The 23,942-nt window shown below is 66.6% G+C and carries 22 protein-coding genes, 4 tRNA genes and 1 pseudogene; 19 read left to right on the forward strand and 8 right to left on the reverse strand.

All coding sequences use genetic code 11. The features are described 5' to 3' along the window. Window positions 1-13: 13 nt before the first annotated feature. The 8 genes and pseudogenes from ABFT43_RS03640 (at window position 14) to ABFT43_RS03670 (ending at window position 8,324) form a co-directional block, all read left to right on the forward strand. On the forward strand, window positions 14-1,141 hold the full coding sequence (locus tag ABFT43_RS03640) for a polysaccharide pyruvyl transferase family protein (RefSeq protein ID WP_347959009.1): 1,128 nt from the start codon (window positions 14-16) through the stop codon (window positions 1,139-1,141). Next, on the forward strand, window positions 1,138-2,757 hold the full coding sequence (locus ABFT43_RS03645; RefSeq protein WP_347959010.1) for a lipopolysaccharide biosynthesis protein: 1,620 nt from the start codon (window positions 1,138-1,140) through the stop codon (window positions 2,755-2,757). Before ABFT43_RS03640 ends, ABFT43_RS03645 begins: the two co-directional genes overlap by 4 nt. Continuing rightward, window positions 2,666-3,610: a nitroreductase family protein gene (locus tag ABFT43_RS03650; RefSeq protein WP_347959011.1), complete on the forward strand. Its 945-nt coding sequence runs from the start codon at window positions 2,666-2,668 to the stop codon at window positions 3,608-3,610. Before ABFT43_RS03645 ends, ABFT43_RS03650 begins: the two co-directional genes overlap by 92 nt. 96 nt (window positions 3,611-3,706) lie before the next feature. Continuing rightward, window positions 3,707-5,239 (forward strand): polysaccharide biosynthesis tyrosine autokinase, encoded by a 1,533-nt coding sequence (locus ABFT43_RS03655; protein ID WP_347959012.1) that lies wholly within the window; start codon window positions 3,707-3,709, stop codon window positions 5,237-5,239. Between the two features lie 229 nt (window positions 5,240-5,468). Further along, on the forward strand, window positions 5,469-5,888 hold the full coding sequence (locus ABFT43_RS03660; RefSeq protein ID WP_347959013.1) for an acyltransferase: 420 nt from the start codon (window positions 5,469-5,471) through the stop codon (window positions 5,886-5,888). A 229-nt stretch (window positions 5,889-6,117) separates the two neighbouring features. Then, window positions 6,118-6,372: pseudogene (locus ABFT43_RS22670) on the forward strand (acyltransferase family protein); the annotation flags it as partial. Beyond that, window positions 6,363-7,172, forward strand: coding sequence for an acyltransferase family protein (locus ABFT43_RS03665; RefSeq protein ID WP_347959014.1), 810 nt, complete (start codon window positions 6,363-6,365; stop codon window positions 7,170-7,172). The pseudogene ABFT43_RS22670 and the gene ABFT43_RS03665, both read left to right, overlap by 10 nt. An 897-nt stretch (window positions 7,173-8,069) precedes the next feature. After that, the gene (locus ABFT43_RS03670; RefSeq protein ID WP_347959015.1) at window positions 8,070-8,324 is read left to right on the forward strand and encodes a type II toxin-antitoxin system HicB family antitoxin; all 255 of its coding nucleotides are present in this window, start codon (window positions 8,070-8,072) and stop codon (window positions 8,322-8,324) included. 811 nt (window positions 8,325-9,135) lie between these two features. On the opposite strand, the gene ABFT43_RS03675 is transcribed toward ABFT43_RS03670, so the two are convergent. Then, window positions 9,136-9,208: transfer RNA gene (locus ABFT43_RS03675), tRNA-Lys, on the reverse strand. A 330-nt stretch (window positions 9,209-9,538) separates the two neighbouring features. Between ABFT43_RS03675 and ABFT43_RS03680 the strand changes: the two genes are divergently transcribed. The 3 genes from ABFT43_RS03680 (at window position 9,539) to ABFT43_RS03690 (ending at window position 9,843) form a co-directional block, all read left to right on the forward strand. Next, a tRNA-Glu gene (locus ABFT43_RS03680) sits at window positions 9,539-9,611 on the forward strand. A gap of 49 nt (window positions 9,612-9,660) precedes the next feature. After that, window positions 9,661-9,734: transfer RNA gene (locus ABFT43_RS03685), tRNA-Asp, on the forward strand. A 32-nt stretch (window positions 9,735-9,766) separates the two neighbouring features. After that, window positions 9,767-9,843, forward strand: a tRNA-Phe gene (locus ABFT43_RS03690). A gap of 365 nt (window positions 9,844-10,208) precedes the next feature. Here ABFT43_RS03690 and ABFT43_RS03695 read toward each other — a convergent pair. Next, a complete protein-coding gene (locus ABFT43_RS03695; protein WP_347959016.1) occupies window positions 10,209-10,382 on the reverse strand; it encodes a hypothetical protein in 174 nt (57 codons plus the stop codon). A 49-nt stretch (window positions 10,383-10,431) separates the two neighbouring features. After that, a complete protein-coding gene (locus tag ABFT43_RS03700) occupies window positions 10,432-10,626 on the reverse strand; it encodes a hypothetical protein (RefSeq protein ID WP_347959017.1) in 195 nt (64 codons plus the stop codon). Window positions 10,627-11,094: 468 nt separating this feature from the next. Between ABFT43_RS03700 and moaA the strand changes: the two genes are divergently transcribed. Further along, the gene (gene moaA / locus ABFT43_RS03705; RefSeq protein WP_347959018.1) at window positions 11,095-12,108 is read left to right on the forward strand and encodes a GTP 3',8-cyclase MoaA; all 1,014 of its coding nucleotides are present in this window, start codon (window positions 11,095-11,097) and stop codon (window positions 12,106-12,108) included. Further along, entirely contained in the window at window positions 12,101-12,376 is a 276-nt protein-coding gene (locus ABFT43_RS03710; RefSeq protein WP_347959019.1) for a MoaD/ThiS family protein, read from the forward strand. The genes moaA and ABFT43_RS03710 overlap by 8 nt, the downstream gene beginning before the upstream one ends. A 685-nt stretch (window positions 12,377-13,061) precedes the next feature. Here the strand turns inward: ABFT43_RS03710 and ABFT43_RS03715 are convergent. From ABFT43_RS03715 to ABFT43_RS03735, 5 genes are read right to left on the reverse strand one after another with little or no spacing between them, the layout of a single operon-like run. Further along, window positions 13,062-14,198 (reverse strand): XdhC family protein, encoded by a 1,137-nt coding sequence (locus tag ABFT43_RS03715; protein WP_457590091.1) that lies wholly within the window; start codon window positions 14,196-14,198, stop codon window positions 13,062-13,064. An 11-nt stretch (window positions 14,199-14,209) separates the two neighbouring features. Next, on the reverse strand, window positions 14,210-14,872 hold the full coding sequence (locus tag ABFT43_RS03720) for an SRPBCC family protein (RefSeq protein WP_347959020.1): 663 nt from the start codon (window positions 14,870-14,872) through the stop codon (window positions 14,210-14,212). 33 nt (window positions 14,873-14,905) lie between these two features. Continuing rightward, window positions 14,906-17,266: a xanthine dehydrogenase family protein molybdopterin-binding subunit gene (locus ABFT43_RS03725; RefSeq protein WP_347959021.1), complete on the reverse strand. Its 2,361-nt coding sequence runs from the start codon at window positions 17,264-17,266 to the stop codon at window positions 14,906-14,908. Beyond that, window positions 17,263-17,739: a (2Fe-2S)-binding protein gene (locus ABFT43_RS03730; protein WP_347959022.1), complete on the reverse strand. Its 477-nt coding sequence runs from the start codon at window positions 17,737-17,739 to the stop codon at window positions 17,263-17,265. The genes ABFT43_RS03725 and ABFT43_RS03730 overlap by 4 nt, the downstream gene beginning before the upstream one ends. After that, window positions 17,736-18,593: an FAD binding domain-containing protein gene (locus ABFT43_RS03735; RefSeq protein ID WP_347959023.1), complete on the reverse strand. Its 858-nt coding sequence runs from the start codon at window positions 18,591-18,593 to the stop codon at window positions 17,736-17,738. The genes ABFT43_RS03730 and ABFT43_RS03735 overlap by 4 nt, the downstream gene beginning before the upstream one ends. Before the next feature lie 380 nt (window positions 18,594-18,973). On the opposite strand from ABFT43_RS03735, the gene ABFT43_RS03740 reads away from it, so the two are divergent. The 6 genes from ABFT43_RS03740 to ABFT43_RS03765 are packed head-to-tail and all read left to right on the forward strand — an operon-like array spanning window position 18,974 to window position 23,883. After that, window positions 18,974-19,519, forward strand: a complete 546-nt coding sequence (locus ABFT43_RS03740) for an aromatic-ring-hydroxylating dioxygenase subunit beta (RefSeq protein WP_347959024.1) — start codon at window positions 18,974-18,976, stop codon at window positions 19,517-19,519. A 39-nt stretch (window positions 19,520-19,558) separates the two neighbouring features. Then, window positions 19,559-20,944 carry an aromatic ring-hydroxylating oxygenase subunit alpha gene (locus ABFT43_RS03745; protein ID WP_347959025.1) on the forward strand — a complete coding sequence of 462 codons (1,386 nt, stop codon included), beginning with the start codon at window positions 19,559-19,561 and terminating at the stop codon, window positions 20,942-20,944. Then, a complete protein-coding gene (locus ABFT43_RS03750) occupies window positions 20,941-21,600 on the forward strand; it encodes an isochorismatase family protein (RefSeq protein WP_347959026.1) in 660 nt (219 codons plus the stop codon). Before ABFT43_RS03745 ends, ABFT43_RS03750 begins: the two co-directional genes overlap by 4 nt. Beyond that, on the forward strand, window positions 21,597-22,859 hold the full coding sequence (locus ABFT43_RS03755) for an NADH-ubiquinone oxidoreductase-F iron-sulfur binding region domain-containing protein (RefSeq protein ID WP_347959027.1): 1,263 nt from the start codon (window positions 21,597-21,599) through the stop codon (window positions 22,857-22,859). The genes ABFT43_RS03750 and ABFT43_RS03755 overlap by 4 nt, the downstream gene beginning before the upstream one ends. After that, window positions 22,859-23,053, forward strand: coding sequence for a ferredoxin (locus ABFT43_RS03760; protein ID WP_347959028.1), 195 nt, complete (start codon window positions 22,859-22,861; stop codon window positions 23,051-23,053). The genes ABFT43_RS03755 and ABFT43_RS03760 overlap by 1 nt, the downstream gene beginning before the upstream one ends. A gap of 59 nt (window positions 23,054-23,112) precedes the next feature. Continuing rightward, a complete protein-coding gene (locus tag ABFT43_RS03765; RefSeq protein WP_347959029.1) occupies window positions 23,113-23,883 on the forward strand; it encodes an SDR family oxidoreductase in 771 nt (256 codons plus the stop codon). Window positions 23,884-23,942 lie beyond the last annotated feature (59 nt).

Raw genomic sequence — 23,942 nt, forward strand, 5'->3', positions numbered from 1 at the left:
CCGGGTCGGGATCGTGACTCTGACGCAGTCGGAGAACTACGGCACCGTGTTGCAGGCCCACGCGACACTCAAGGTGTTGTCCGAACGCGCCCCGGGCTTCGAGTTCGAGCTGGTTCCCACGGATGTGGGCACCGTGCGTAGGCGACGGCTGCTCTCGGTCGCCAATCCGAGGAACCCGAGTTTCGGGGTGACGCGCGCGCTGAACTTCCGGTCGATGAGGAAATTCATCGAGCCCGCGCTGCCCACGCTCGACACCCGGTGGATCAACATCGAGGACCGTTCTGCAGCCACCGATTTCCTGGCGAACCGCTACGACGGGTACATCACCGGCTCGGACGAGGTGTGGAACCTCGCACATATCGGCATCAACAGCATCTACTACCTGCCGAACAGTCTTCCCGGCCCCAAGGCGAGCTTCGCGACGTCGGCAAACCGCATCGATCTCGGCGCGCTGGGCGCGGACGACCGCAAGGTACTACGGAGCTCGCTGGACGGATACGACTTCCTCACCGTCCGCGACACCACGACCCGGGATCTCGTCCGTCAGCTCGCCTCTCGATCATCGGTCGAGATCATCGACCCGACCCTGATCTGCCGTTCACTCGTCCCCGACGGTGATGTCCGAGCCGCGACCGAACGCCGGGTGGCACGCCCGAAGATTCTCGTCATGGCCAAGAACCGGGCCATCGGGACCGCGATCACACGGAGATTCGGCGAGCGGGCAGACCTGTATTCATGCTTCATCCGGCAGGAAGACTCGCGACTGATTCGGCTCACGCCAGCGGAGTTCGCCACGCGATTCCCTGAATTCGATTGCGTGGTCACCGATTTCTTTCACGGCACGTGCATGGGTGTCCGCACTGGTGCGAAATTCGTGAGTTTCGACTGTGAACCGGTGTACGGGGTATACGAGAGCAAGATCAAGAACATTCTCGGAAAGTTGGGCTGCCAGGACCGCTATGTGGACCTGACGAACCACAGCCCGAGTCGTGTCGACTCCTTGTTGGACAAGGTCGAGGAGCTCGCTTTCGCGGGCTGGGCGGAAGACACAGAGGACATGTTCGATGCCCTGGAACGCGAACGTGCGCATGCGGTGTCGGCGGTGGACATGCTGATCGAGACGCTACAGGACCGTTTATGACCGCGCATCGGCCCGCGGTCGCCCGCAACTCTACGATCTACATCGCGGCGTCGCTGTTGCAGAAGATGTCGGCGGCGATCCTGTTGCCGGTGTACACGCGACTGCTCACGCCGGACGAGTACGGCTACTTCAGCATGCTGGTCACCACGACGCTGTTGATGTCGACCATCGCCACACTCGGCCTCGACTACGGCGTCATGCGGTATTGCCATCTCGGTGACGACGAGCGCGCGAATCCTCAGGCGCAACAGCGTCGTCGGGTCGCTTTGTCGGCAGTTGTCACCGTGCTCTCCGTGGTCGGCGTCACGCTCACAGTGCTGTTGCTGGTGACCGGACCGCTGTATGGCCCGGTGGTCTTTCCCGGTCTCGGATTCTTCCCGGCGGTCGCTCTCGCGGTCGTCGCAGTGACCTTCCAGCCGATGACGCTGGTGTATCTGTCGTTTCTGCAGACATCGGAGAGGCCGGCCCGGTTCGTTGCGTGCTCGGTCGGATACTTTCTGTTGAATGCGTCCTTCACGGTCGCGTTCGTCGGTCCGGTCGAGATGGGAGTTGCCGGAACGAGTCTGGCGCTGTTGTGTGCGAACGCGGTCACGGCGCTGTTGTGCGTCGTCGACGCGCTTCGCACCGGCGCCCTGTGGGCGCGGTTCCGGTTATCCGACGCGCGCGAGATCCTTGCGTACTCGCTTCCGATGGTGCCGCACGCCGTCTCCTTGCAGACGACCGCTTTCGCGACTCGACTTGTGATCCTGCGCATCCTCGACGCCGCGGCCGTCGGTCTGTTCAACATCGCGATGTACGTCGTCAGCGTGATCGACGCCGTGCAGACGGCGATGCACCGCGCGTTCATGCCGTTCTACTTCACGGAGGCAAAACGCGGTGCTCTCGGCTGGCGCAGCCGGATGCATGATGTCATCGCAGGCTTCGTTGCAGCCAATGTGCTCCTGGCCGCGGCCGCCGCCGTGTTCAGTCCGGAAGCGCTCGCAATCCTGACCCCGAAGTCTTTTCACGGTGCCGCCGAGATCGTCCCGATCCTGGCGCTGTCGATGATGGTCAAATCCCTCTACTATCCGTCGCTGACCGAGTTGCTCTTCCAGGACCGGGGCACACGGGCGGCGATGGCGGTCTCGACCAGTGCGAGTGCGGTGTCGATCGTCGCTGCCATCCCGCTGACCCTCGTCTGGGGACTGACCGGCATTGCCGTGGCCCAGGTGGTCCAGCGGTTGATGATGAGTGGACTGGCCTGCCGTCTCGCCGTCCGCGCAAACGGTGCCGGCATCCCATGGGGGCGCGTGCTGCGCCTGCAAGTCGTGGGCGCCACCAGCGTGGTGTTCGCCCTGTTCATCTTCCCGGCGTCGTCGACGGTGCTGGGTGAGGTATGGACGGTTGTTCTCAAGGCCCTGTTCCTCGCAGGTCTTTTCGTTGTGGTTCTCGCGGCTGAACCCTCGGTCGTCAGGATGCTCAGAAAGAAGGTGAACCATGGATCTCAAAGCGCGCCTGAAGCAATCGCAAGCTCTTCGACGCACCGTGAAGAGGGCCAAGGTCTACAAGGAATACTTCGCGGACGCGACGTTCATGAGTCGTCATCTGCTCGACGGAGGCCCGGACCCCGAGCATGAGCAGTACCGGATCATGATCCTTTCTCACTCGTTGGAGAAGGGGCTCTCGTACCGTAACGCTCGCCCCTTCGGGCGGGCGAAGGCCGCGGACCTTCTGGTCTTCTTGGAGGAGGCATCCCCGGAAACCCGTGTGTCCTCGTCATATTCGATCGGCATCGAGGTCCTTCGGTCGTGGACGGAGTTCATGACGTCCTGCGGGCAGGACGGTCAGGCGTCACCGATCCGTGGACGTCTCGAGGCATTGCTGGAGGAGTCGTCGCCGTGGGAGTGTGACTTCCGTGCGGGCGTCGCCACGCCATCGCAACTCGATGCCGAGTCGTGGAAGACGCTGGCTTTCGACGCCTTCGTCCGGGGACGTCACTCGATCCGTCGCTTCTCGAACGAACCGGTGTCGGACGATGACCTGCGCCTGTGCATCGAATTGGCGATGCGGTCGCCGTCGGCCTGCAATCGTCAAATGGTGGGATTGCGTGTGTTCGATGATCCGACGTCGAAAGAACTCCTCTACCGAACATTGCATGGCACCGGCGGCGTTGACTTCGATACGTGCCGAATGGCCGTGGTCACGTTCGACGCGCGCAGTCTCGACTTCTACGGCGAGCGAAACCAGGGCTACCTGAACGCCGGGCTCTTCGCGATGACGCTGGTCTACGCAATGCAATGGAAGGGAATCGGTTCCTGTCTCCTGCAATTCGGGAACACCTTTGCCGAGGAGCGAGCACTCGCAACAGGACTCGGACTGCGCCCCGGCGAACGGATCGCGGTCGGCCTGGCGTTCGGAGTCCCCGAACCCGACGGCGTCGTCCCGGCCAGTGTTCGTCGCGACCTTTCGGAGGTCTTCAGTGTCCGGTGAACCTCACGCAGATCTCGCATCACGACAGATGCCGCAGCGACCAATGATCCGGCCTGAGCAAACGGTTGGCTCGCGGAACCACAAGGAGAACACACTATGACTGCCGTACACAGTGGATTGCCGTTCACATCCTCGTCGCCGGTTTCCGAGGTGCCGGGAGCGTCTGCCGGGCGAGCGCAAAAGAACTTCCGCAGAATACAATCCGTCATTGCTCGGCGCTGGTGGGTGATTGCCGTCTGCGTCACGGTCGGGGCCGTGGCCGGCGTGGCGGTCAGCCTCGCGACGACACCTCAGTACAAGTCTCAGGCCGTCCTATACGCCACGTCGGCCACCGATACGAACGCCCAGAGCGCTTACCAGGGCTCTCTGGCGTCTCAACAGCGCATGGTGTCCTACGCGGAACTTGCCCTGTCGGAGGTCGTCCTGCGCAAGGCGATCGATGACAACGACCTTCCGTTGGCGATCAGCGACGCCCGTTCCAAATTGACGGTGACCAGTAAGCCGGGGACCGTTCTGCTCACGATCGCCGCAGTGGATTCCGACAGTGTCGAGGCGGCGCTCCTCGCCAATGCCGTGGCCCAGTCGATGGTTGACTACGTCGCATCGCTCGAGCGCCCGATCGACGGGGGGCGGCCGGTCGCAGCCCTGACCGTGATCACTCCGGCGTCACCGAGTGGAAAGACGGTGACGCCAAACACGTTACTCAACATCGTGCTGGGCCTCCTCGGTGGCCTCGCCGTGGCCGCTGTGCTGTTGGTCGCGTTCTATCGACTCGATACGCGGGTGCGTAACGAAGAAGACCTGGAGTCGACCGGTCTGGGGCCAGTTCTCGCCACCGTGCCCAATTCCGATGAGCTGGGGTCCGACCGAGCCGCGGACTTCGCCGGCGGTGCCTCGCCCACGGCGGAGGCATACCGTCGTCTGCGCACCAATCTGAAGTTCGTGACCGTGGATGCTGCGTCTCCGCGCATCCTCGTGACGAGCCCCGCACCCGGTGATGGTAAGACGACCACCGCGGTCAATCTCGCGCTCGCACTGGCCGAACTCGGTCGTCGCGTCGTCCTCGTTGGCGCGGACCTACGTAAGCCTGGCCTCGGCAGCCGTTTGCCGGTCAACGGGGCGGTGGGTCTGACCGATTACCTCAACGGTGATGCGGAGATTCTCGACGTCATCCAGCCGAGCGGGTTCCGCAACCTCGACGTGCTCGCTTCGGGTCCCGTTCCGCCGAACCCGGGCGAACTCCTTGCGTCGGAGCGCGCGAGAAGAGGATTCGATGTACTCGGTGAGCGGTATGACCATGTCGTCGTTGATTCTCCGCCGCTGCTCCCGGTGTCCGATGCCATGGCTGTCGGTCAATGGATGAACGGAGTCCTCCTGGTCGCACGTGCCGGTCGGACCGGACGTCCGCAGATCGAACAGGCAGCAAATCAGATGGAGCTGGCCCGGTTGAAGGTCCTTGGTTGTGTTCTCAACGATGTCCCGACCCGGGACACTGCCTATGCCTACGCCTACTACGGTTCTGAGAGTTCGCGTGCCGAGGTGACGACGGGCCACCACAACCGGCCGACCGGGGCGCCGGAGTCGGGACTGTCGAGCGGGGTGGAAATGGTGAAGTCTTCGCGCCCTTAGCACGGGTCGAAGACTCGGGACGGGAGCGAATAGGTGGGCATCTCGTGATGTCGGTCTCGCCGGCCGTCGATACCTGCGTGCCATACACCGAAAACATCCGAACGGGTGACACCAGGGTGTCTCCCCACGACGCCGCGTCGGAGATGATGGGCGGGTGCACGGTATCGCGCGGGGCCTCGTCGAGGCGCAACGAGCCAGACTGGTCAGCGGTGTAGGCGCGGTACCCCTGGTGTCCGCGTCCGCGAGATGGCGCCTGCTCCGTGCGCTCGGGGTCGATGTCTCCCGCTGTGTGATCGGTCGTCGTGTCCAGTTCCGTGGTCCCGACATCGCGGTCGCCGCAGGTGCGGTCATCGAGGACGACGTTGTCATCGAAGCCGCTGCCCCCGTCTACGTCGGCACCGACGCCCGCCTCGGTACGGGTACGAGGATCGTCACCAAGTGTGAGGCACGCGGTGGTGCGTCGACGCGCAACGGGGCGCTACCGGTGCTCATCGGCGCACGCGCCAACCTCGGTGCCCGCGTGGTGGTTCTGCCGGGGGTCACGGTAGGGGAAGGGGCCGTGATCGCTCCAGATGCCGTCGTGGAGGAGAATTGCCGGCCGAACTCCGTGTACGCGGGGGCTCCGGCAAGGTTCGTGCGTCGTGTGTGACTGCACTGAGCTTGGTCGCAACCGCGACGATCAGATAGCTCGCCGATCTCTCTTGACGGACTGGTGTGCCCTGGCCATCAAACGGCTTGCACATGGGATTTGTTCAGCACTCTTCCGAAACGATCGGATACCAGCTGTGAGGAGCGGGCACGTGAAGGACGAATATTGGACGACGCAACATGGAGAGGCTGAGAACGCAGACATCGAACCATCTGCTGCTCCAATCCGTATGGCTTGGCCGGATGCCGCCAAGGGGCTCTGTATGGTTCTGGTTGTCCTGGGTCACTTCGCAATCTGGCTCGATCAACAGGTCGACGGTAACGCCGCCTTCTGGTTGGCCGTAAATGATATTCTTGCGCCATTCCGGATGCCGTTGTTCTTTTTGATCTCTGGGCTTATGTCGGTAAAGGCTCTAAGTCGACCCTTGGATCTGAGTAGGAAAAGAACTGTAGGGCTGTTGTATCTTTACGTGCTTTGGACTGTGCTTTTCTTGGCTCGGCTCTTTGTTCCCGGTGCGAGCGATGGAGAAGCAGCACCTACGATCTTCGAGATGCTGCTCAGCATTCTGCTACCCACCCCTTTTGGTATCTGTGGGCATTGCCTGTCTACTTCATATTCACATGGTTTACGGTCAGGGTGCTGTCCGCCCGAGCACGTTTGTGGATCCTTTTGCCACTCGCCTGCGTCTCCGCTGTGTCTCCGTGGATCGGTGTTCTTACTGAATCGATCATGCGAGACCCGTTGGATCCGCTGAAGTTGGGGCCCGCCGCCTCGAATATCGTGTGGTTTTACCTGGGTGCGTGCCTGCCGTCACTGTGGTTCGCGTTGATGGAACGTGCCCGCTGGAGTTACCTGGCGGCGTCGACGTTTCTTTACGCGGGGCTGGTGGTTCCGGTCTTGATCTGGGGAGTGCGCGACGAGGCGAAGGTGCTCCTCGCTCCCGTGGCCCTTTTCATCAGCAGTCAGGCACTCGCGCTGATCAGAATGCAGTTCATGGGGATGAAGGTGATGCAGTGGGTTGGGCGGTCAACCCTTCCTGTGTATGTTCTGCATCTCTTTGCGATCTCGGTCATCAGTGCAGTGGTTACCAAGACCGGTCTGGGTACGAGACTCACGGCGAACGGGTTTGTTGAGTTTCTTGTGCCTCCGTGCATGGCAGTGGCGCTCACTGTAACCGCGATCTGGGTGGGTCGTGCAATTCTCGGCAGTCGTTACACGGTGTGGCTTCTTGAGGCTCCTGCAGTCATTACGCGACCTCGGGGCCAGTCGGTGCGTCCGAGCTAGCAATTGTCACCCTGACGCTGAATACTGCGCCGCCATCCAGATGCTGCTGCCTGTGGGTGAACACGGGACGCGTGGTGGACGCCAGGGTGGCAGCGTGCACCCGTATCTCACTGCGCAAGATAGATTCAGGAACTTCGCGCGAGGACCATCCATCGAGACTCGTTGGGCGACATCTGCATCGTCCAGGAGTTGATGAGGCACACGAGCGCTGCCTCGACGCAAATCTATACCCGGTTTCCAAAGCGGCGACGCGAAGCGATCGCCGGCCTCGGCCTCGTGCGCGGGGTCCGCTCGTAACGCGGCGTGGCGTGACCTGTCGTCCGATCAGAAGGCGCTGCAGTCGGCGTGTCCCCGGTATGCTCCGCTGACTTGAAACGCATCGCGGTCACCATCGGTATACCGTCTGTGGCCTCATTGCGCCCAGTCGCACCGGCCCACGCCGATCTCGCCGGCGAGATCGGGCGGGTGGTGCACTGCGGCTTCCTTGAGGGTCTCGGTTCCTCGGTCTTCGACCCGAGCCGTCGGGCAAGAGCTACCAGTCGAACGACCGCGAAGCAGGTCCGTACAGCACCCGCCAGGCGTGTGAACAGGCCCGTCGGCAGGTCGTCGCCGACGGACGGGCGAAGTGTTTCGGTGCTACCCCGGACACTCCACCTACCGGCTACGTGTTAAGCGATGATCCAAAGGTTCGTTTTTCCGAGCCGCCTGGAGGTGAGGCAGTGGGCAGTCTCGGCACTTTCGGTTCAGCGGCCTGGACTCAGGTGCGACAGAGCGCCCCTACCCTGAAGGCGGGTAGGGGCGTGATGATCACCTGTCGGTGGACTGCTCGTCGACGAGTCGCCGGCGATCAGGTAGTCGGGATCGAACGGCGGGACCCAGATGAGGTTGGTGGCAACAATGAGAATCAGCGCACAAGCGAGTCGGGACGGCGAGTTCTGGCTCGTCTACGTCCCTGAAGTCGCCCAGTACACGCAGGGTCGCAACCTCGAGGAGGCCCGCCTGATGGCGCGTGACCTGGTCGCATCCTTGCGAGGAGTACCGCTCGCCCAGGTCGAACTGGCACAGTTCACTGTCGAAGTACCGGGGATGGAGTGTCAGCCCTCGTGGGCGTCGCGGGATGTTGACTGGGAGTCCTTCGCCCGCGATGTCTGACGTGGCGCAGAGTATGGAGGGTGCATCCCACGTTCGACGTCTGGATGCCAGATGCGCGGGTCGTTGTGCGATCGAAAGCGCACGCGGCGGTCGTCAGTGCGACCTCTGAGGACCAGCGCCTCGTCCCTGACGAGCTTGGGGCCCTCGATTCAACTTTGAGCACGAAGGAACGGATTCTCGTCGACTGCGACATCTAGATCGCGCCCACGGAGGCGAAACGTAAGGAAGAGGACCACATCGCCGCGGAGTCGGACAGTTGGCAGGACGCCTACACGTGGTGTCCTACCTGTGTACCACTCGGCCGCTGACCTGAGCGGATCAGAGGGCACCGTATGATCGAGGACCGCCCGGCCGCTGAAGGAGAAGCCGGCCAAGGCGCTGGAACTGCTTGAAAGGAATCGGTGGAGCAACCTGCTGCCGCAACTCCGTGGACAGAACCAGCACTACCGCTTCGGTGTTGATCGGATTGAGCCTTTGACCAACACGGAGGGGAAAGGGATGACGACCGCTGCGACTCGTGTCGTCACCTGGGGAGAGGGACGGATCGTCGAGGCGTTCAAGTGCCCGTGGTCGCAAGGCAGCAGTCGACGCGATCAACGCCGAGGTTGGGCCCGGTGCGGGAACCCGAAACACGTTCGCGAACCTCGCGGAGTGGATGATCCGTCGAACTGACTGAGCGCAATCGTTGGCGGGAATGGTTGATTCGCATCGCTTTTCAACAGCATCCGTCCGAGAGGAGGACCTCGGATTCAGCGGTTGCTCCCGCTGCGGACCGGATGTTGCGAGCGGCGTTCTGTGGAACGCCTGTCGGTGCCCCCACCAGGGCTCGAACCTGGGACCTGCGGATTAAAAGTCCGTAGCTCTACCAACTGAGCTATAGGGGCGTGCCCCGAACCTGTCGGGGCGTCGACGAGTTTACAGGCTCTCAGGGCGCCGCGAGCGGGGGCCTGCGGGTGTGTCGAGCCGGCCGCCGCGCGTGCGCCTGAGAGTCTCCGACTGCGTACCGGCGAGAGACTTCGGACGTCCGGGGCGGCCTCCCCGAGAGGAGCAGGGACGGGCGCCGCCGACCCCTCCGAACGTCACTCGGAACGGGTGCCGCGGTGCCGCACAACTACCTCGCGCAAATCGCCGTTTTGTCCCTCTGACCAGCCGATTTGTGTTGTGTGCAAAACCTGTCATAAGCTATGCGAGCTCCCAGCGGAGAAGCGAGACCGGCCCCCTTCGTCTAGCGGCCTAGGACGCCGCCCTTTCAAGGCGGTAGCGCGGGTTCGAATCCCGTAGGGGGTACGCCTGGACGGCACTCAGTGATGAGGGTCGGTCGGAACAAGTAAATCAAGGCCCTGTGGCGCAGTTGGTTAGCGCGCCGCCCTGTCACGGCGGAGGTCGCGGGTTCGAGCCCCGTCAGGGTCGCAAAGGTTTCGGTATCAGCACCGGCGCCGTCTGGCCAGGTAGCTCAGTTGGTACGAGCGTCCGCCTGAAAAGCGGAAGGTCGCCGGTTCGATCCCGGCCCTGGCCACCAGATACACCAAGAACGCAGCCCCGGATCTCCGGGGCTGTTTTCGTTTCTCCCCCTCGCGCGCGGTGTGGGGCATCCCACATCTCCTCGTCGGCGCCCGGCGGGGCCGTCGGGGCCGACTGGCCGGGGGGCCGTGCGCACCGCCGCGTCGAGGGCGTCGGCGCCCGCGTCGAGCCCCCCGTCGAACAGGTCGGTGTAGGTGTGGGGGTCACGGTGATGGCGCGTGGCCCATCGCCGACCTGCGGCAACCGCAGGTCGGTGCCTGCGGCGCAGGCCAGGCTGGCGCAGATCATTCACCAGTGGGTCGGGGTGGCCGAGCGCGGTGACCTGTTCGCGCCACCGCAGCACCCGCACCGAGTTCTCCCTGCTCAGTCGGGCCCACGCGGCGAGGTGACCGCCGCGGCGGTGCGCGGGCGCCTGCCGATGCGGGCGTTCAGCGTCGGCAGCAGGGACCGGGGGATCGGCACGGTGCGCACGCCGGCGCGGGTCTTGGGGCTGCCGGTGGTCAGGGTTCCGCAGCCCTGGGGAATCGAGCACCGCACGCGTGCACCCGGCGGCGAGTCAGATCGGCGTCAGCGGCGTTCAGGCCGGTCAACTCACGCCACCGCAGCCCGGTGTGGGCGAGGATGCGCACGTATCGCCCTGCGGGCCGCACCGCTGGGCGAGTTCCTCGACCTCGGCGTGGGTGAGGTAGTCGTGCGCGGCGGGCTGAGGGGTGGGAACGCCGTCCGGGTGGGTGGCGGGGTTTGCGAGCAGCAACCCGTCGCCTTTCGCATGCGCCTGCACCGTCCGCAGTCGCGAGTGCCGCCAACCGTTGGGTGTGCGGCGAGCAGTCCATCGCGTTCATCCACGCCTGAATCGACGCCCGGTCGCCCTCGACGCGGCCACGCCCCGAACTCGCGCTCGACGCGGTCACCGTCGCGCGGTTACGTGTCGTGGCCGGCCACCCGCCAAGACGTGACCCAAGGTGCGACGCGGTTGCGGGGGGCACCTGGCGACTGCACCTCGGTGCGGAGCCGGGGCAGGGGAGAACGCGCCGTGCCGGGTGTTCCGCGGAGGGTCGGGCTCGACGAACCCGATGGCGTTCGTTCGGACAGTGCAGACGGCGTCGGGCTTGGAGCCGGTTCTGGTTGCGAAACCCCAGCCGACCCCCGACAATCAGGTGAATACAATTCTGTATGTAATCAAGCTGAGTGTTCGGGCGGTGGCTTCGTGGTTCAGGTAGTGATGGGGATGCCGTCCGTCAGGACGGAGATGCCCGACGTCTCCGATCGGCCTCCGGTCGACGGTCTCGTCGACCGCTTCGGCCGCGTCGCGCGCGATCTGCGGGTGTCGATCACCGAGAAGTGCTCGCTGCGGTGCACGTACTGCATGCCCGCCGAGGGGCTGCCCGCGATCCCGCGGGAGCGGCTGCTGACGGCGGACGAACTCGTCCGCCTGGTGGGCATCGCCGTACACAAACTCGGTGTCCGCGAGGTGCGTTTCACGGGCGGGGAACCGCTCATGCGCCGCGACCTCGAGGACGTCATCCGCGGGTGCACCCAGATCGCACCCCATGTACCCCTTGCCATCACGAGTAACGCCGTCGGGCTCGAACACCGCGCCCAGGGCCTCGCGCTGGCCGGGCTGACCCGCATCAACATCTCCCTCGACACCGTCGACCGGGCGCAGTTCGCCGCGCTGACGCGCCGCGACCGCCTCGACTCGGTGCTCGCGGGCATCCGGGCCGCCAAGACGTTCATCGGGCGGGTCAAGGTCAACGCGGTCCTCATGCGCGACACCCTCGACGGCGCGACCGACCTGCTGCAGTGGTGCCTCGACGAGGGGGTGGAGCTGCGATTCATCGAGGAGATGCCCCTCGACGCCGACCAGGCGTGGACGCGCGAGCAGATGGTGCCGGCGCAGGAACTGCTCGATGTGCTCGGCACGCGGTTCACGCTGACCCCCGCCGGTCGGGAGGACCCGTCGGCGCCGGCCGAACGCTGGCTCGTCGACGGCGGACCCGCGACGGTGGGCATCATCGCCTCGGTCACCCGTTCGTTCTGCGGCGACTGCGACCGCACCCGCCTCACCGCGGAGGGCACGGTGCGCTCGTGCCTGTTCAGCGACGACGAGACGGACCTGCGCGACCTGCTGCGATCGGGCGCCGGTGACGACGAGATCGCCGACCTGTGGCGTGCGGCGATGTGGAACAAGTGGGCGGGACACGGGGTCGCGGCAGCCGATTTCGTTCCGCCGCAACGGAGTATGGGAGCCATCGGTGGGTGAGGGTACGAAAGCGGTCGAGGTGCACTACTTCGCGGCGGCGGAGGCCGTCACCGGGATCCGGTCGGAGACGGTGAACCTCACCGCGCGGGCGGATCTGCGGGAATTGCGCACGGTGCTCATAGACCGGCACGGACCAGACCTCGCCCGCATCCTCGGCGTGGCGGGCTTTCTGGTCTCCACCGGTAGCGACGACGGCGACTTCACACGAGACCTGTCGACGAAGGTCGGGGCGCGCGTGGACGTGATGCCCCCGTTCGCCGGGGGATAGGGCTGCGACGGAAACCCCGCAGCAGCCACGGGACCCGGCGGCGACGAGCGTCCATACGAGAGGCCGGTTCGGCGCCTCGACGGTCGGATCCGCGCCGGTTCCAGACCGGTCGCGGCGTCGAGGCGTGAGGCGGTCGGGTCGCCGACCGGCACGGTTCCCGAGCGGTCTGGCACAGACCGGTTCTGGTGCACCAGCGTGCGACCTCAGGAGAACTCTGGCGCACCAACGATCGGGCTGTGACCGGCTGGGCGTGAGGTCCCCGGCGCACACCACCTCAGCGGGAGGACCGTCGCGGGCACACACCGGCTCACTCCTGGGACCTCTGGGCTCGGACGCGCACCGTCCGAGAACGGCCGGACAACCGACTTGTGCGGCCGCACCAGCGCTCGGGCGCAGATCGGCCCGACGGGTGGCGGTTGGCCTCAATCCGGCCGGACGTGAGGACCGTCGAGCACAGGCAGGATCAGGTGGGTGGTCGGACTCGGATCGCTCCATTGGCCGTGGTCGCCCCACACGCACGGCATGACCGCACGACGATCCGACGCCGCAGGTTCCACAGTCGAAAGCAGTCGGGCACAACGTGATTCCGGAGCAGAGTTCGATCCCACGGCGCACCGATGACGACCACGTGCAGCCGCAAGGAGTAAGCCGGAGACGCTCCCGTCGGCGGGGAGCGGACGGTGTCTCAGCTCGCAGTGAGCGCGGGCGCCTCGGTGGTCGCCGGGGTCGACCGGTGGATCGGGCCGTCGACCTGGCCGAGGGGACGTCCGGTGCCGCCGCGGCGGGCGGCGATGATCTCACCGAGGATCGAGATCGCGGTCTCCTCCGGGGTCACCGCACCGAGGTCGAGGCCGATGGGGGAGGACAGGCCGGCGAGCTCGGCGTCGGTGAGTCCGGCGTCGCGCAACCGGCCGAGGCGGTCGTGGTGGGTGCGGCGGCTGCCCATCGCGCCGACATACCCGGCCCCCGACCGCAGCGCGACCGTCAGCGCCGGCACGTCGAACTTGGGGTCATGGGTGAGCACGCAGATGAACGTCGACGCCGAGATCTGCTGCGTCTCCAGGAATTTGTGCGGCCACATGGTGACCACCTCGTCGGCCTCGGGGAACCGTTCCGCGGTGGCGAACACGGGCCGGGCGTCGCAGAGGGTGACGCGGTAGCCGAGGGTCTTGGCCGACCGGATGAGGGCGTGTGCGAAATCGACCGCGCCGAACACGATCAGGTGCGGGGGACGTGCAGTCGACGAGAACAGCACGCGCACATCGGATTCGAGGCAGTTGCCGGTGACGCCCATGTCGACGGTCACCGCCGAGGCCGCCTCGAGGTGGCGGCGGGACTGCTTGATCACCTCGGCGTCGAGGAGGGGATTGCCGCAGGTGCCGGCCACCTGGTCGCCGACGGTGACGATCGTGCGGCCCTGCAACTCGCCGTCGGAGATGATGGTCGCCACCGACACCGGGACGCTGTCGGGCAGGGGGCCGGACACCGCAGCGAGTCCCGGCAGGTCGGCGGGACCGGCCGGGTGGACCAGAACGGTCATCGAGCCGCCGCACATCAGTCCGATGGCGCCGGCGTCGTCGTCGACGGCGTAGGTGCGGATGGTCGGCACCCGGGTGTCGAGGACGGACATGGCCTCGTGGAAGAGGTCGGATTCGACGCAGCCGCCGGAAATGCTCCCGGCGACTGCGCCGTCACGCGAAAAGGCCATGATGCTGCCGACGGGGAGCGGGATCGATCCCCGAGAAGCGATGATCGTGGCGACAGCGCAGTCGATGCCTGCGTCATGCCACCGGGCGATCGTCTCCACCACGTCGCGCATCATGGCCGAATCCCCTATCCGCGCTTGGTCACACGACCGAGGAGGAAACCGAGTCCCAGCGTCACCAGCACCGCGGCGGCGATCTTGACGATCTTGTCGCGGTCGGGGCTCAGCACGCTGACGAGGTCCAGCGGCTCGTTCTCGACCGGCTTGGCCGCGGTCTTCGCCGCAGCCGGGGCCGCCGCGGCCGGGGCCGCGGCGGCGGTGGCCGGCTTCTCCTCGGCGGCCGGGGCCGGTTCGTCGAACTGGGTGGCGAGGTTCTTGGCGAACTGGCCGACGATCTTGCCGCCGATGTCCTCCAGCGCGCCGCGGCCGAACTGGGCCGGGCGGCCGGTGATCGCCAGATCGGTCTCCACGAGAGCGTCGGTCTGCGAACCGTTCTCGGTGAGGGTGAGGGTGACGGTCGCGTTGACCGTGCCCGCGCCGCGGTTCTCCTTGCCCGCGCCCTCGATGACCAGGCGGTGCTTCTCGGCGTCGCGCTCGACGAAGCGGCCCTTCATCTTGTAGCTCATCTGGATGGCGCCGACCTTGACCTTCACCCGACCGGCGATGTCATCGCCCTCGAAGGAATCCAGCGTGGCGCCGGGCATGCAGGGCGCCACCCGCTCGGGGTCGTTGAGGAATGCCCACGCCTCGTCGATTCCGGCCGGAACCGAGAAAGTGTGTTCGAGAATCATGTTGTCTGCCTTGCTAGTAGAGAGTTGATGTGATTAACGGGCCAGGCCGGCCTTGTCCAGCAGCGACCACACCCGCGACGGGGACATGGGCAGCGAGACCAGGTTCTCGGCGATCTCCGGGACCGCATTGGCCACGGCATTGGCGATGGCGGCCGGCGCCGGGATGGTTCCGGATTCACCGACGCCCTTGAAGCCGCCCGGGGTGATGGTGCTCGGGTGGACCGTGTGCTCCATCTCGATGTCGGGGACATCCTCGGAGGCCGGGAGCAGGTAGTCGAGGTAGGTGGTGGTCAGCGGCTGACCGGCGTCGGAGTAGACGACCTCCTCGAGCAGGGCGGTGCCGAAGCCCATGGCGACACCGCCGGCGATCTGGCCCTCCACGACCATCGGGTTGACCAGCACACCGGCGTCGTGGACCAGCCAGTAGGCCTCGACGTCGACCTTGCCGGTGTCGAGGTCCACCGCGACCTGCGCCGCGTGCGTGGCGTAGCCGTAGGTGATGCTCGGCGGATCGTATTCGCCGAGCTCCTCGAGGGCGATCTTGTCGCTGTCGCCGCGGCCCCAGCCCATCCAGCCGCGGTGGGCGACCTGCTGCCAGGTGGCGGTGGCCGAACCGTCCTTGGTGGAGAAGACCTCGCCGTCGAAGACGACGTTGTCCGGTTCGGTCTTGAGCGTGTTCGCGGCGAGGACCTGCATGCGCTCACGCAGACGGGTGGCGGCGTCGACCAGCGCCGGGCCGCCGATGGTCAGCGCGCGGCTGGCCTGCGAGGCCATGTTCGCGAACGGGGACACCGCGGTGTCGCCGAGCTGGACCGAGACCTTCTCCAGCGGGACGCCGAGAACCTCGGCGGCGAGCTGCGCGAAGGCGGTCTCCACGCCCTGGCCGATGGACGTCAGGCCGGAGAACACCGTGACCGAGCCGTCCTCGTTGATCCGGATCTTGCTGGAATCCCAGGTGCTCCAGTGGATTCCGTAGATCTCGGTGAGCGCGGTGGGGGCGAAGCCGGTGATCTCGGTGAACGACGAGTAGCCGATGCCGCGACGCACCCGGTCGGTCGAGGTGGTGTTCTTGCCCTCGGCCAGCGCGACCGCGCGCTCCAGGGACTCCGGGTAGTCGCCGGAGTCGTACGGCATCTGCAGTCGGGTCACGAACGGCAGTTCCGACTCGGTGATCATGTTGCGGCGACGCAGCTCCACCGGGTCGATGCCCATGACGCGGGCGGCCTCGTCCACCAGGCGCTCACGCACGTAGGTGGCCTCCTGCATGCCGTAGCCGCGGTACGCGCCCGTGGGGACGGCATTGGTGTACCAGGCGGTCACGGTTGCGCCGGCGGCGGCGGCGTACTTGTACGGGCCCTCGGCCATCAGGCCCGACACCTGGAAGGGGCCGGTGCCGCCGGTGGCGGTGCACGAGTAGGCGCCCACGTCGCCGTGCAGGTCGATGTGCAGGGCCAGGAACTTGCCGTCGGCGTCGAGGGCCAGGCGGGCACGGTCGAGCTGGCCACGGCCCTGGTAGCTGGCGACCAGCGCCTCCGAGCGGTCCTCGATCCACTTGACCTTGGCGCCCAGCGTCTTGGCGGCCAGGCACACGAACGCCTCGTCGGGGAACAGCAGTGTCTTGAGGCCGAACGCGCCACCCACGTCGGGGGCGACCACGCGCACCTGGTCGGCGCGCAGGCGCAGCGCCTTGGCCACGTCCTGACGCACCATGTGCGGCACCTGGGTGCTGGAGTGGATCGTCATCTGGCCGGTGGCGGGCACCCACTCGGCGATGATGCCGCGGGGCTCCATCGAGTTGTGGCTGATGCGCGGGATGGTGAACACGCGGTCGATGACCGTGTGCGCCTCGGCGAAGGCCTGCTCCAGGGCGTCGACGGGATCACCGAAGTGGATCTGGCCGACCTGGTTGGAGCCGAGTTCGGGGTGCACCAGCGGGGCGCCCTCGGCACGGGCCTCCTCGATGGAGACGACGGCGTCGGTCTCCTCGAAGTCCAGCTCGATGAGCTCCAGCGCGTCCTCGGCGGCGGCGCGGCTCTCGGCCACGACGATGGCCAGAGGCTGTCCGACGTAACGGATCTGGCGATCGAAGAGGACGAAGTCGACCTCCTGCTGGCCGGGGATGAGCCACGGCGCGGGCAGGGTGTCGAGTCCGGCCTCGAGCTCGTCGGGGCCGAGTACCAGCCGCACGGACGGCTCGGCCGCCGCGTCGGTGGCGTCGAAGCCGGTGATCCGGCCTGCGGCAATCGGGCTGCGGAGCACGGCGGCGTGCAGCGCGTCGGTGGCCTTGATGTCGTCGACGTACCAGCCGTCGCCGCGCAGCATGCGGTCGTCCTGGACGCGCGGCACCGGCGCGCCGATCAGCGAGGTGTTCTGCGTGTTCTCGGTGGCGCTCATTCGGCGGTCTCCGTCCAGGTCTTGCGGATGGCCGCGCGGATGCCGGTGTACCCGGTGCAGCGGCAGACATGTCCGCCGAGGACCTCGGTCTCGGTGTCCTCGACGCTGCGGCCGGCGCGCTGGGCGGCGGTCACGCTCATCAGGATGCCGGGGGTGCAGAAACCGCACTGCAGCCCGTGCTCTTCCTTCATGGCCTTCTGGAAGCACGACAGTTCGCCGTCGCAGGCGAGCGACTCGACGGTCTCGACCGTCGCGCCGTCGGCCTGCACGGCCAGCATCAGGCACGAGCGAACCGGGGTCCCGTCGACGAGGATGGTGCAGGCGCCGCAGACGCCCTGCTCGCACCCCACGTGGGTGCCGGTCAGGTCCTCGTCATGGCGAAGGAAGTCGCTCAGCAGAGTGCGGACCGGAACTGTCCTGGTGCACTCGGATCCGTTCAGTGTGAACGTGATCGTCTTGGTCGGTTCGGTCATTTCTGCTCCTGGTCGAGCGCGGACAGGTTGCGGCGGACGAGGGACCGGAGGAGTCCTCGCCGGTAGGCGGCGGTGCCGTGGATGTCGGTGGGCGGGTTCACCTCGGCGGCGGCGGCGTTGGCCGCCTCCTCGGTGGCCTCGGCGATGCTGCGGCCGACGAGGCTGTTCTCGAGCGCGGGCAGGCGCTGCGGGATCTCCGAGACGCCGGCGGCCGCGGCCCGGGCATTCGTCACGACGCCGTCGCGCACCGCGACGCCCAGGCACAGGCCGGCGAACGGGAAGTCACCCTGACGGCGGGAGATCTCGTCGTAGACGAAGACCATGCCGGGCTCGCGCGGGAAGTCCACGCTGACCAGCAGTTCGTCGGGCTCCTTGGTGGTGGTGAAGGTCGACTCGAAGAACTCCTCCGCCGACACCGACCGGGACCCGGTCTTGGACCGGAGGTTGATCGTCGCGTTCAGCGCGACGGCGACGGTGGGCAGCTCCGCGGACGGGTCCGCGTGGCTGAGCGTGCCGCCGATGGTGGTGCGGGCACGGATCTGCGGGTGGGCGACGAAGGAGGCCGCCGACGCGAGAATCGGTAGCGCCGAGGCGATCTCGGGATGATGCTCGAGCGTGGCCAGGCGCACGGTGGCGCCCACCGACACCTTGTCGGCGGAGACGGCGACGCCGTCGAGTCCGGCGACCCGGTTGATGTCGATGATCAGTTCGGGCCGCGCGAATCGCATGTTGAGCAGCGGCATCAGACTCTGGCCGCCCGCCAGCAGTGAGGCGCCGTCCTGCGCATCACTCAGCAGGTCGAGGACTTCTTCGATCGAAGAAGGGGCGACATAGTCGAACGGAGGCGGTTTCATGGTTGGTCCCTCGCGTGTGTGACGGTTTCGTTTGGGCTGGTTGAGAGCACGACTGGGTGGGAATCGGTCGAGAATTGTTGGGACGACCGGACTTTGGCTGACCTAACAAAACTGTATGTAGGTTTGGATACAGTTAGCATGCGGGCAAACGACGGGCTGCGCAAGTCAAACGCGAAAATTCGTGACGCGCGTCGTCGTGTCGTCGGAACGGGTCGGCGCCCGGTGCAACCTCGGCGCAACCCTGCCTGCGGAATCGTGGCCGTGGGGGCCCAAATGTGACAGCCGTGTTACGGAACCGCCCCCGCGCTTGCGGTGGAGGCGAACTGTATGCAGACTCTGCATGCATCCAAAATTGTATTCAGTTACGAGGAGGTCTCCGGGTGGAAGATTCGCCGGCACGTTCGGTGCCGCCGCTGTCCAGCGCGGACCCGCGTCACGTCGAGGTGGTCGATTTCATGATGCTCGAATGCGAGCTCCTGGACGACTACAACGAGCGCGAGTGGCTCACCACGATGGTCAGCCCCGACATCGTCTATCAGGTTCCCGTCCGCGAGACCGTCACTCGCGCCCGCGGCAAGGGGTTCAGCACGACGACGTTCCATCTGAACGAGACGCTCGGCTCGCTCGAGTCGCGGGTCGCTCGCGGTGAGACGAAGTACGCGTGGGCCGAGGACCCGCCGTCGCGCGTGCGTCACTTCGTCACCAACATCCGTACCCGTGAGCACGAAGACGGCGACGACCTGCTGCGCGTGAAGAGCAACATCCTGATCTACCGCACGCGCCAGGATCAGACGAAACCGCAGATGCTGTCCGGCGAGCGTGACGACGTCCTCCGCCGCGAGGACGGTCGCCTGCGACTCCTCAAGCGAGTGGTCTACCTCGACCTCACCGTCATCGGTACCCACAACCTCTCGCTGTTCTTCTGAACCGCACCGTCCCAGCTCTCCCAGCCCAGGAGCACTCTGATGAACCCCACACCAGCCCAGTCCGCGCTGCCGCCGCGGGTGAAGGATTTGATGGACGAGATCGAGACCGGTCTCCCCGAGGGTCGCATCCCGGCCTCGATCTTCGGCAACCCCGAGGTCTACCAGGCCGAGCTGCGCAAGGTCTTCGGCCGTTGTTGGGTCTACATGGCCCACGAGTCGGAGATCGCCGCCAACGGCGACTACGTCCTCCGCAAGATCGGCGAGGACAACTTCATCGTCACCCGTGACGAGCAGGGCGAGATCCACGTCCTCTTCGACGCCTGCCGGCACCGCGGCGTGCAGCTGTGCCGCTCGGACTCCGGCAACTCCTCGCACTTCCGCTGCCCGTACCACGGCTGGACCTTCTCCTCCAACGGTGACCTCGTCGGCGCACCGCTGTGGAAGAACGCCTTCGGCAACATGAAGAAGTCGGAGAACGGGCTCGCCAAGGCCGCCAAGGTCGAGTCGTTCCACGGCCTGATCTTCGCCACCCTCGACCCGACCGCACCGCCGCTGCGCGAGTACCTCGGCGGCATGGCGTGGTACCTCGACCTGGTCTTCGGCCTGGACAAGGACGGCGTCGAGGTGCTGGGCAAGCCGCAGCGCTTCGTCGTCGACGCCAACTGGAAGTCCGGCGCCGACAACTTCTCCGGTGACGACTACCACCTGGGCACCCTGCACAAGTCGGTGTGGAGCATCGGCGCGTTCCCGGTTCCGTTCAGCGAGAACATGATGGGCTACCACATCCAGGCCGCGCCGGGTCACTCGCTGTCGTTCTCGATGGCCGAGTACGCCGACGAGCCGGGCCCCAATTTCTTCGGCTTCCCCGAGGATCTCGCCGCCACGTTCCGCGGCTCCGGTATCAGCGCCGAGCAGCTCGAGGTCGCGCGCCGCTCGCGTGTGTTCGTGGGCAACGTGTTCCCGAACTTCTCGATCCTCGCCCTGCCGATGACCGAGGACGGCGCGAACTACCCGCCGACCGGCGTGCTGACCATCCGCACCTGGCAGCCCAAGGGCCCCGGCCAGATCGAGATCTGGAACTACTTCATCGGTTACAAGAACATGACCGACGAGCAGAAGGACCGCACCTACCGCGCCGGCCTGGGCACGTTCTCGCTGGGCGGCTCCTTCGAGATGGACGACACCGAGCCGTGGCTGACCGTGGCGAAGAACGGCGGCTCGGTGGCCGCCGAACTCCTCGACTTCGACCTGAACTACCAGATGGGCATGCCCGGCATCGGCATCGCCGAAGAGGTCGACGACTGGCCCGGACCCGGCAAGGTGTTCTGGACCCGGTACGAGGAGGGCGTGCAGCGCAACATGTACAGCTTCTATGCCGACATGATGCGGGCACAGCCGGGTGAGTGGCCGGAGCTGTCGTTTTGAGCGCCGAGGTGGCGTCGGCCGACGCCGAGACCCAGTTGCGTGAGCGCTACCGGCGCGGCGGCCTGCTCGGCCGGTTGACCCCGGGCAAGGCGCCCGCGGTCGTGGTCGTCGACCTGCAGTTCGGTTTCACCGAGCCGCAGTACGGCCCCGGCTGCGATCTCGACGCGGTGGTCGAGGCAACCAACGAATTACTCGCGGCCGCACGGGAATCCGGCGTTCCGGTCGTCTTCACCACAATCGCCTTCCCGGTCGACGGTGACGGCATCGGCGGCACCTGGTTGCAGAAGATGCCGGCGATGAAGGAGCTGCGCGAGGGAACGCGCCCGGTGGAGATCGACTCGCGGCTGGGCATGCGCGACGACGAACACCTCGTCGTCAAGCAGACCGCCTCGGCGTTCGCCCACACCGGTCTCGCCGAGAAGCTGCGGGAGATGGGCGTCGACAGCGTGATCATCACGGGCGCGACGACATCCGGATGCGTTCGTGCGACCGCGGTGGACGCATGCGCCGCCGATTTCCCGGCGTTCGTGGTGCGCGAGTGCGTCGGGGACCGCGAAGCGGCCCCGCACAACGCCTCACTGCTGGACATCGACGCGAAGTACGGCGACGTCATTGACGTGCAGGAAGCAATTCACATGGTCAGGAGCGTGGGATGACAACAATGCAACGGCCGGTGCTGTACCGCGCCGCCGACATCATTCCGCCTGCCGTCGTCGTCGGTGCTTCGCCGGCGCGCCTGGTTGTGCCGGGAGTGGAGCAGGACGGGTGGGGACTTCAGGACGAGCGCGCCCTCGGCGCGTTCGCCGGGCCGATCGAGCCCGAGGCGATGCTGCACGAGCTGGAGATCTCCGGGCTGCGCGGTCGCGGCGGCGCCGGCTTCCCGGTCTTCCGCAAGTGGAGCACCGTGGCCGCGGCGACCGGCGAGTGCGTGGTGGTCGCCAACGGCCACGAGGGCGAACCGGCGTCGTCGAAGGACCGCTGGCTGCTCACCCGCCGCCCGCACCTGGTTCTCGACGGCCTGCTGATCGCGGCCGCCACCGTCGGTGCCTCCGAGGCCATTGTCTGTGTGTCGCACCAGGATTCGGCTTCCTTGGTCGAGGCCGCGATCGCGGACCTGCAGAACGCGGGACTGGTTCCCGAGGGGCTCACCCTGCGGGTCTTCCGCACCAGCATGAGCTACGTCGCCGGTGAGGAATCGGCGATCTGCCAGGCGATCAACGGGGGTCCGGCGCTGCCCACCAGCAAGCCGCCGCGTCCGTTCGAGGCCGGTGTCCGCGGGCTCCCGACGCTGATCAACAACGTCGAGAGCCTCGCTCACGCCGCCTGGATTCGCATCCACGGCGGTGCCGCGTTCGCCGAGGCCGGTAGCGAAACCGCCAAGGGCACGGCGCTGTTCACCGTCACCGGCGCCTGCGAGCGTCCGGGTGTCTACGAGATGGAACTGGGCCGCCCGGTCGCCGACCTCATCACCGCCGCAGGAGGATCGGTCGACGCCGTCACCGGCCTGCTGGTCGGTGGCTGGTTCGGCGGCATCCTCGACGCCTCGGCGGTCACGCTGCCGAGCTGTTACGACGCGTTCGCGTCGGCCGGCGGCGGGCTCGGCTGCGCCGCGGTGACCGTGCTCGGTCCCGAGGACGACATCGTCGAGACGGCCACCGAGATCGCCGCCTGGTACCAGATGGAGTCGGCCAAGCAGTGCGGTGTCTGCGTCAGCGGTACCGGTGCCATCGCCCGCACGCTGCGCCAGATCAGCCGCGGGGTGGCCGGACCCGACGCCGTCGAGAAGCTCACACGCTGGGGCTCGACGCTCAGCGGACGCGGCGCCTGCAGCTTCATCGACGGAGCCTCCGCACTGGCCCGCAGTGCGGCCCTGGAACTGACCCGCCGCGAAGGCGCCGAGAAGGGAGACCGGTGATGCGAGTAGCGGTCGACGCAACCAAATGTGACGGCTACGGAACCTGTTTCGACCTCTGCCCGTCGGTGTTCCGCTCCGACGAGTGGGGCTACGCCTCCACCGAGGGAGACGGAACGGTCCCGGCCGGCGACGAAGACAAAGCGCGACGGGCGATCTCGCTCTGCGCCGAGCAGGCGATCCGCGAGATCGGCTGACCGGTCGTCGGCATCCGCCGACCGGCAACAGTGCGCGAACATCAACGAAGGAGACATCGGTGTATTTGGGTTTGGACAACGGGGTCGCGCTCGTCACGGCTGCCTCGCGGGGCATCGGTCGGGCCACCGCCGAGCGTCTGGCCACCGAGGGGATGACGGTCATCGCCCTCTCGCGTAGCGGGGGCGAGCCGGAGAAGTTCGAGACCGGCCAGATCATCCCGTGGCAGGCGGATCTGTCCGAGAACGGCGCGACCGAGGGCATCGTCGACGAGATCGTGGAGCAGTACGGCAGCCTCGACGTAGTCGTCCTGAACACCCCCGGTCCCAAGATCAAGCCGGTGCTCGAGACGACCTGGGACGACTGGGCGGCGGCGCACGATCAGCTCCTGCGCCCGGTCGTGCAGCTCGCGCTGGATGCCGGACGGCGTATGCGGGAACAGAAGTCGGGCGCGATCGTGCTGATCTCGTCGACCTGGGTCCGCCAGCCGGCACCCGGTGGCGTCCTGTCGGCCTCCTACCGCTCGGCTGCGTCGGCGCTGATGAAATCGCTGGCCACCGAACTCGCGCCGTTCGGGGTGCGGGTCAACCAGGTGATGCCCGGCGCCACCGGCACCGACCGCATGAAGAACATCGTCGAGGCCAAGTCGGCCGCCAACGGCACCACCGTCGAGCAGGAGATCGAGAAGGTCGTCAAGGACATCCCGCTCGGCCGCTGGGCCGAGGCCGCCGAGATCGCCGACACCATCGCGTTCGTCGTCTCGCCGCGGGCGTCGTTCATGACCGGCAACTCGGTGCCCGTCGACGGGGGAGCGGTCCGCGCGGCGCACTGACGCAATCGAATCCGTTTGCAGTACCGAACATTTGACCATCTATCGAAACAAAGGAATGT

The organism is Gordonia aurantiaca, from assembly GCF_039939235.1.
GTDB lineage: Bacteria > Actinomycetota > Actinomycetes > Mycobacteriales > Mycobacteriaceae > Gordonia.

Excerpts from the sequence above, each read along its gene's own strand:
- ABFT43_RS03755 (WP_347959027.1), top strand. The coding sequence starts at position 21,597 with ATGACAACAATGCAACGGCCGGTGCTGTACCGCGCCGCCGACATCATT.
- ABFT43_RS03715 (WP_457590091.1), bottom strand. The coding sequence starts at position 14,198 with ATGATGCGCGACGTGGTGGAGACGATCGCCCGGTGGCATGACGCAGGC.
- ABFT43_RS03725 (WP_347959021.1), bottom strand. The coding sequence starts at position 17,266 with ATGAGCGCCACCGAGAACACGCAGAACACCTCGCTGATCGGCGCGCCG.
- ABFT43_RS03730 (WP_347959022.1), bottom strand. The coding sequence starts at position 17,739 with ATGACCGAACCGACCAAGACGATCACGTTCACACTGAACGGATCCGAG.
- ABFT43_RS03670 (WP_347959015.1), top strand. The coding sequence starts at position 8,070 with ATGAGAATCAGCGCACAAGCGAGTCGGGACGGCGAGTTCTGGCTCGTC.
- ABFT43_RS03745 (WP_347959025.1), top strand. The coding sequence starts at position 19,559 with ATGAACCCCACACCAGCCCAGTCCGCGCTGCCGCCGCGGGTGAAGGAT.
- ABFT43_RS03760 (WP_347959028.1), top strand. The coding sequence starts at position 22,859 with ATGCGAGTAGCGGTCGACGCAACCAAATGTGACGGCTACGGAACCTGT.
- ABFT43_RS03645 (WP_347959010.1), top strand. The coding sequence starts at position 1,138 with ATGACCGCGCATCGGCCCGCGGTCGCCCGCAACTCTACGATCTACATC.
- moaA (WP_347959018.1), top strand. The coding sequence starts at position 11,095 with ATGCCCGACGTCTCCGATCGGCCTCCGGTCGACGGTCTCGTCGACCGC.
- ABFT43_RS03735 (WP_347959023.1), bottom strand. The coding sequence starts at position 18,593 with ATGAAACCGCCTCCGTTCGACTATGTCGCCCCTTCTTCGATCGAAGAA.
- ABFT43_RS03655 (WP_347959012.1), top strand. The coding sequence starts at position 3,707 with ATGACTGCCGTACACAGTGGATTGCCGTTCACATCCTCGTCGCCGGTT.
- ABFT43_RS03720 (WP_347959020.1), bottom strand. The coding sequence starts at position 14,872 with ATGATTCTCGAACACACTTTCTCGGTTCCGGCCGGAATCGACGAGGCG.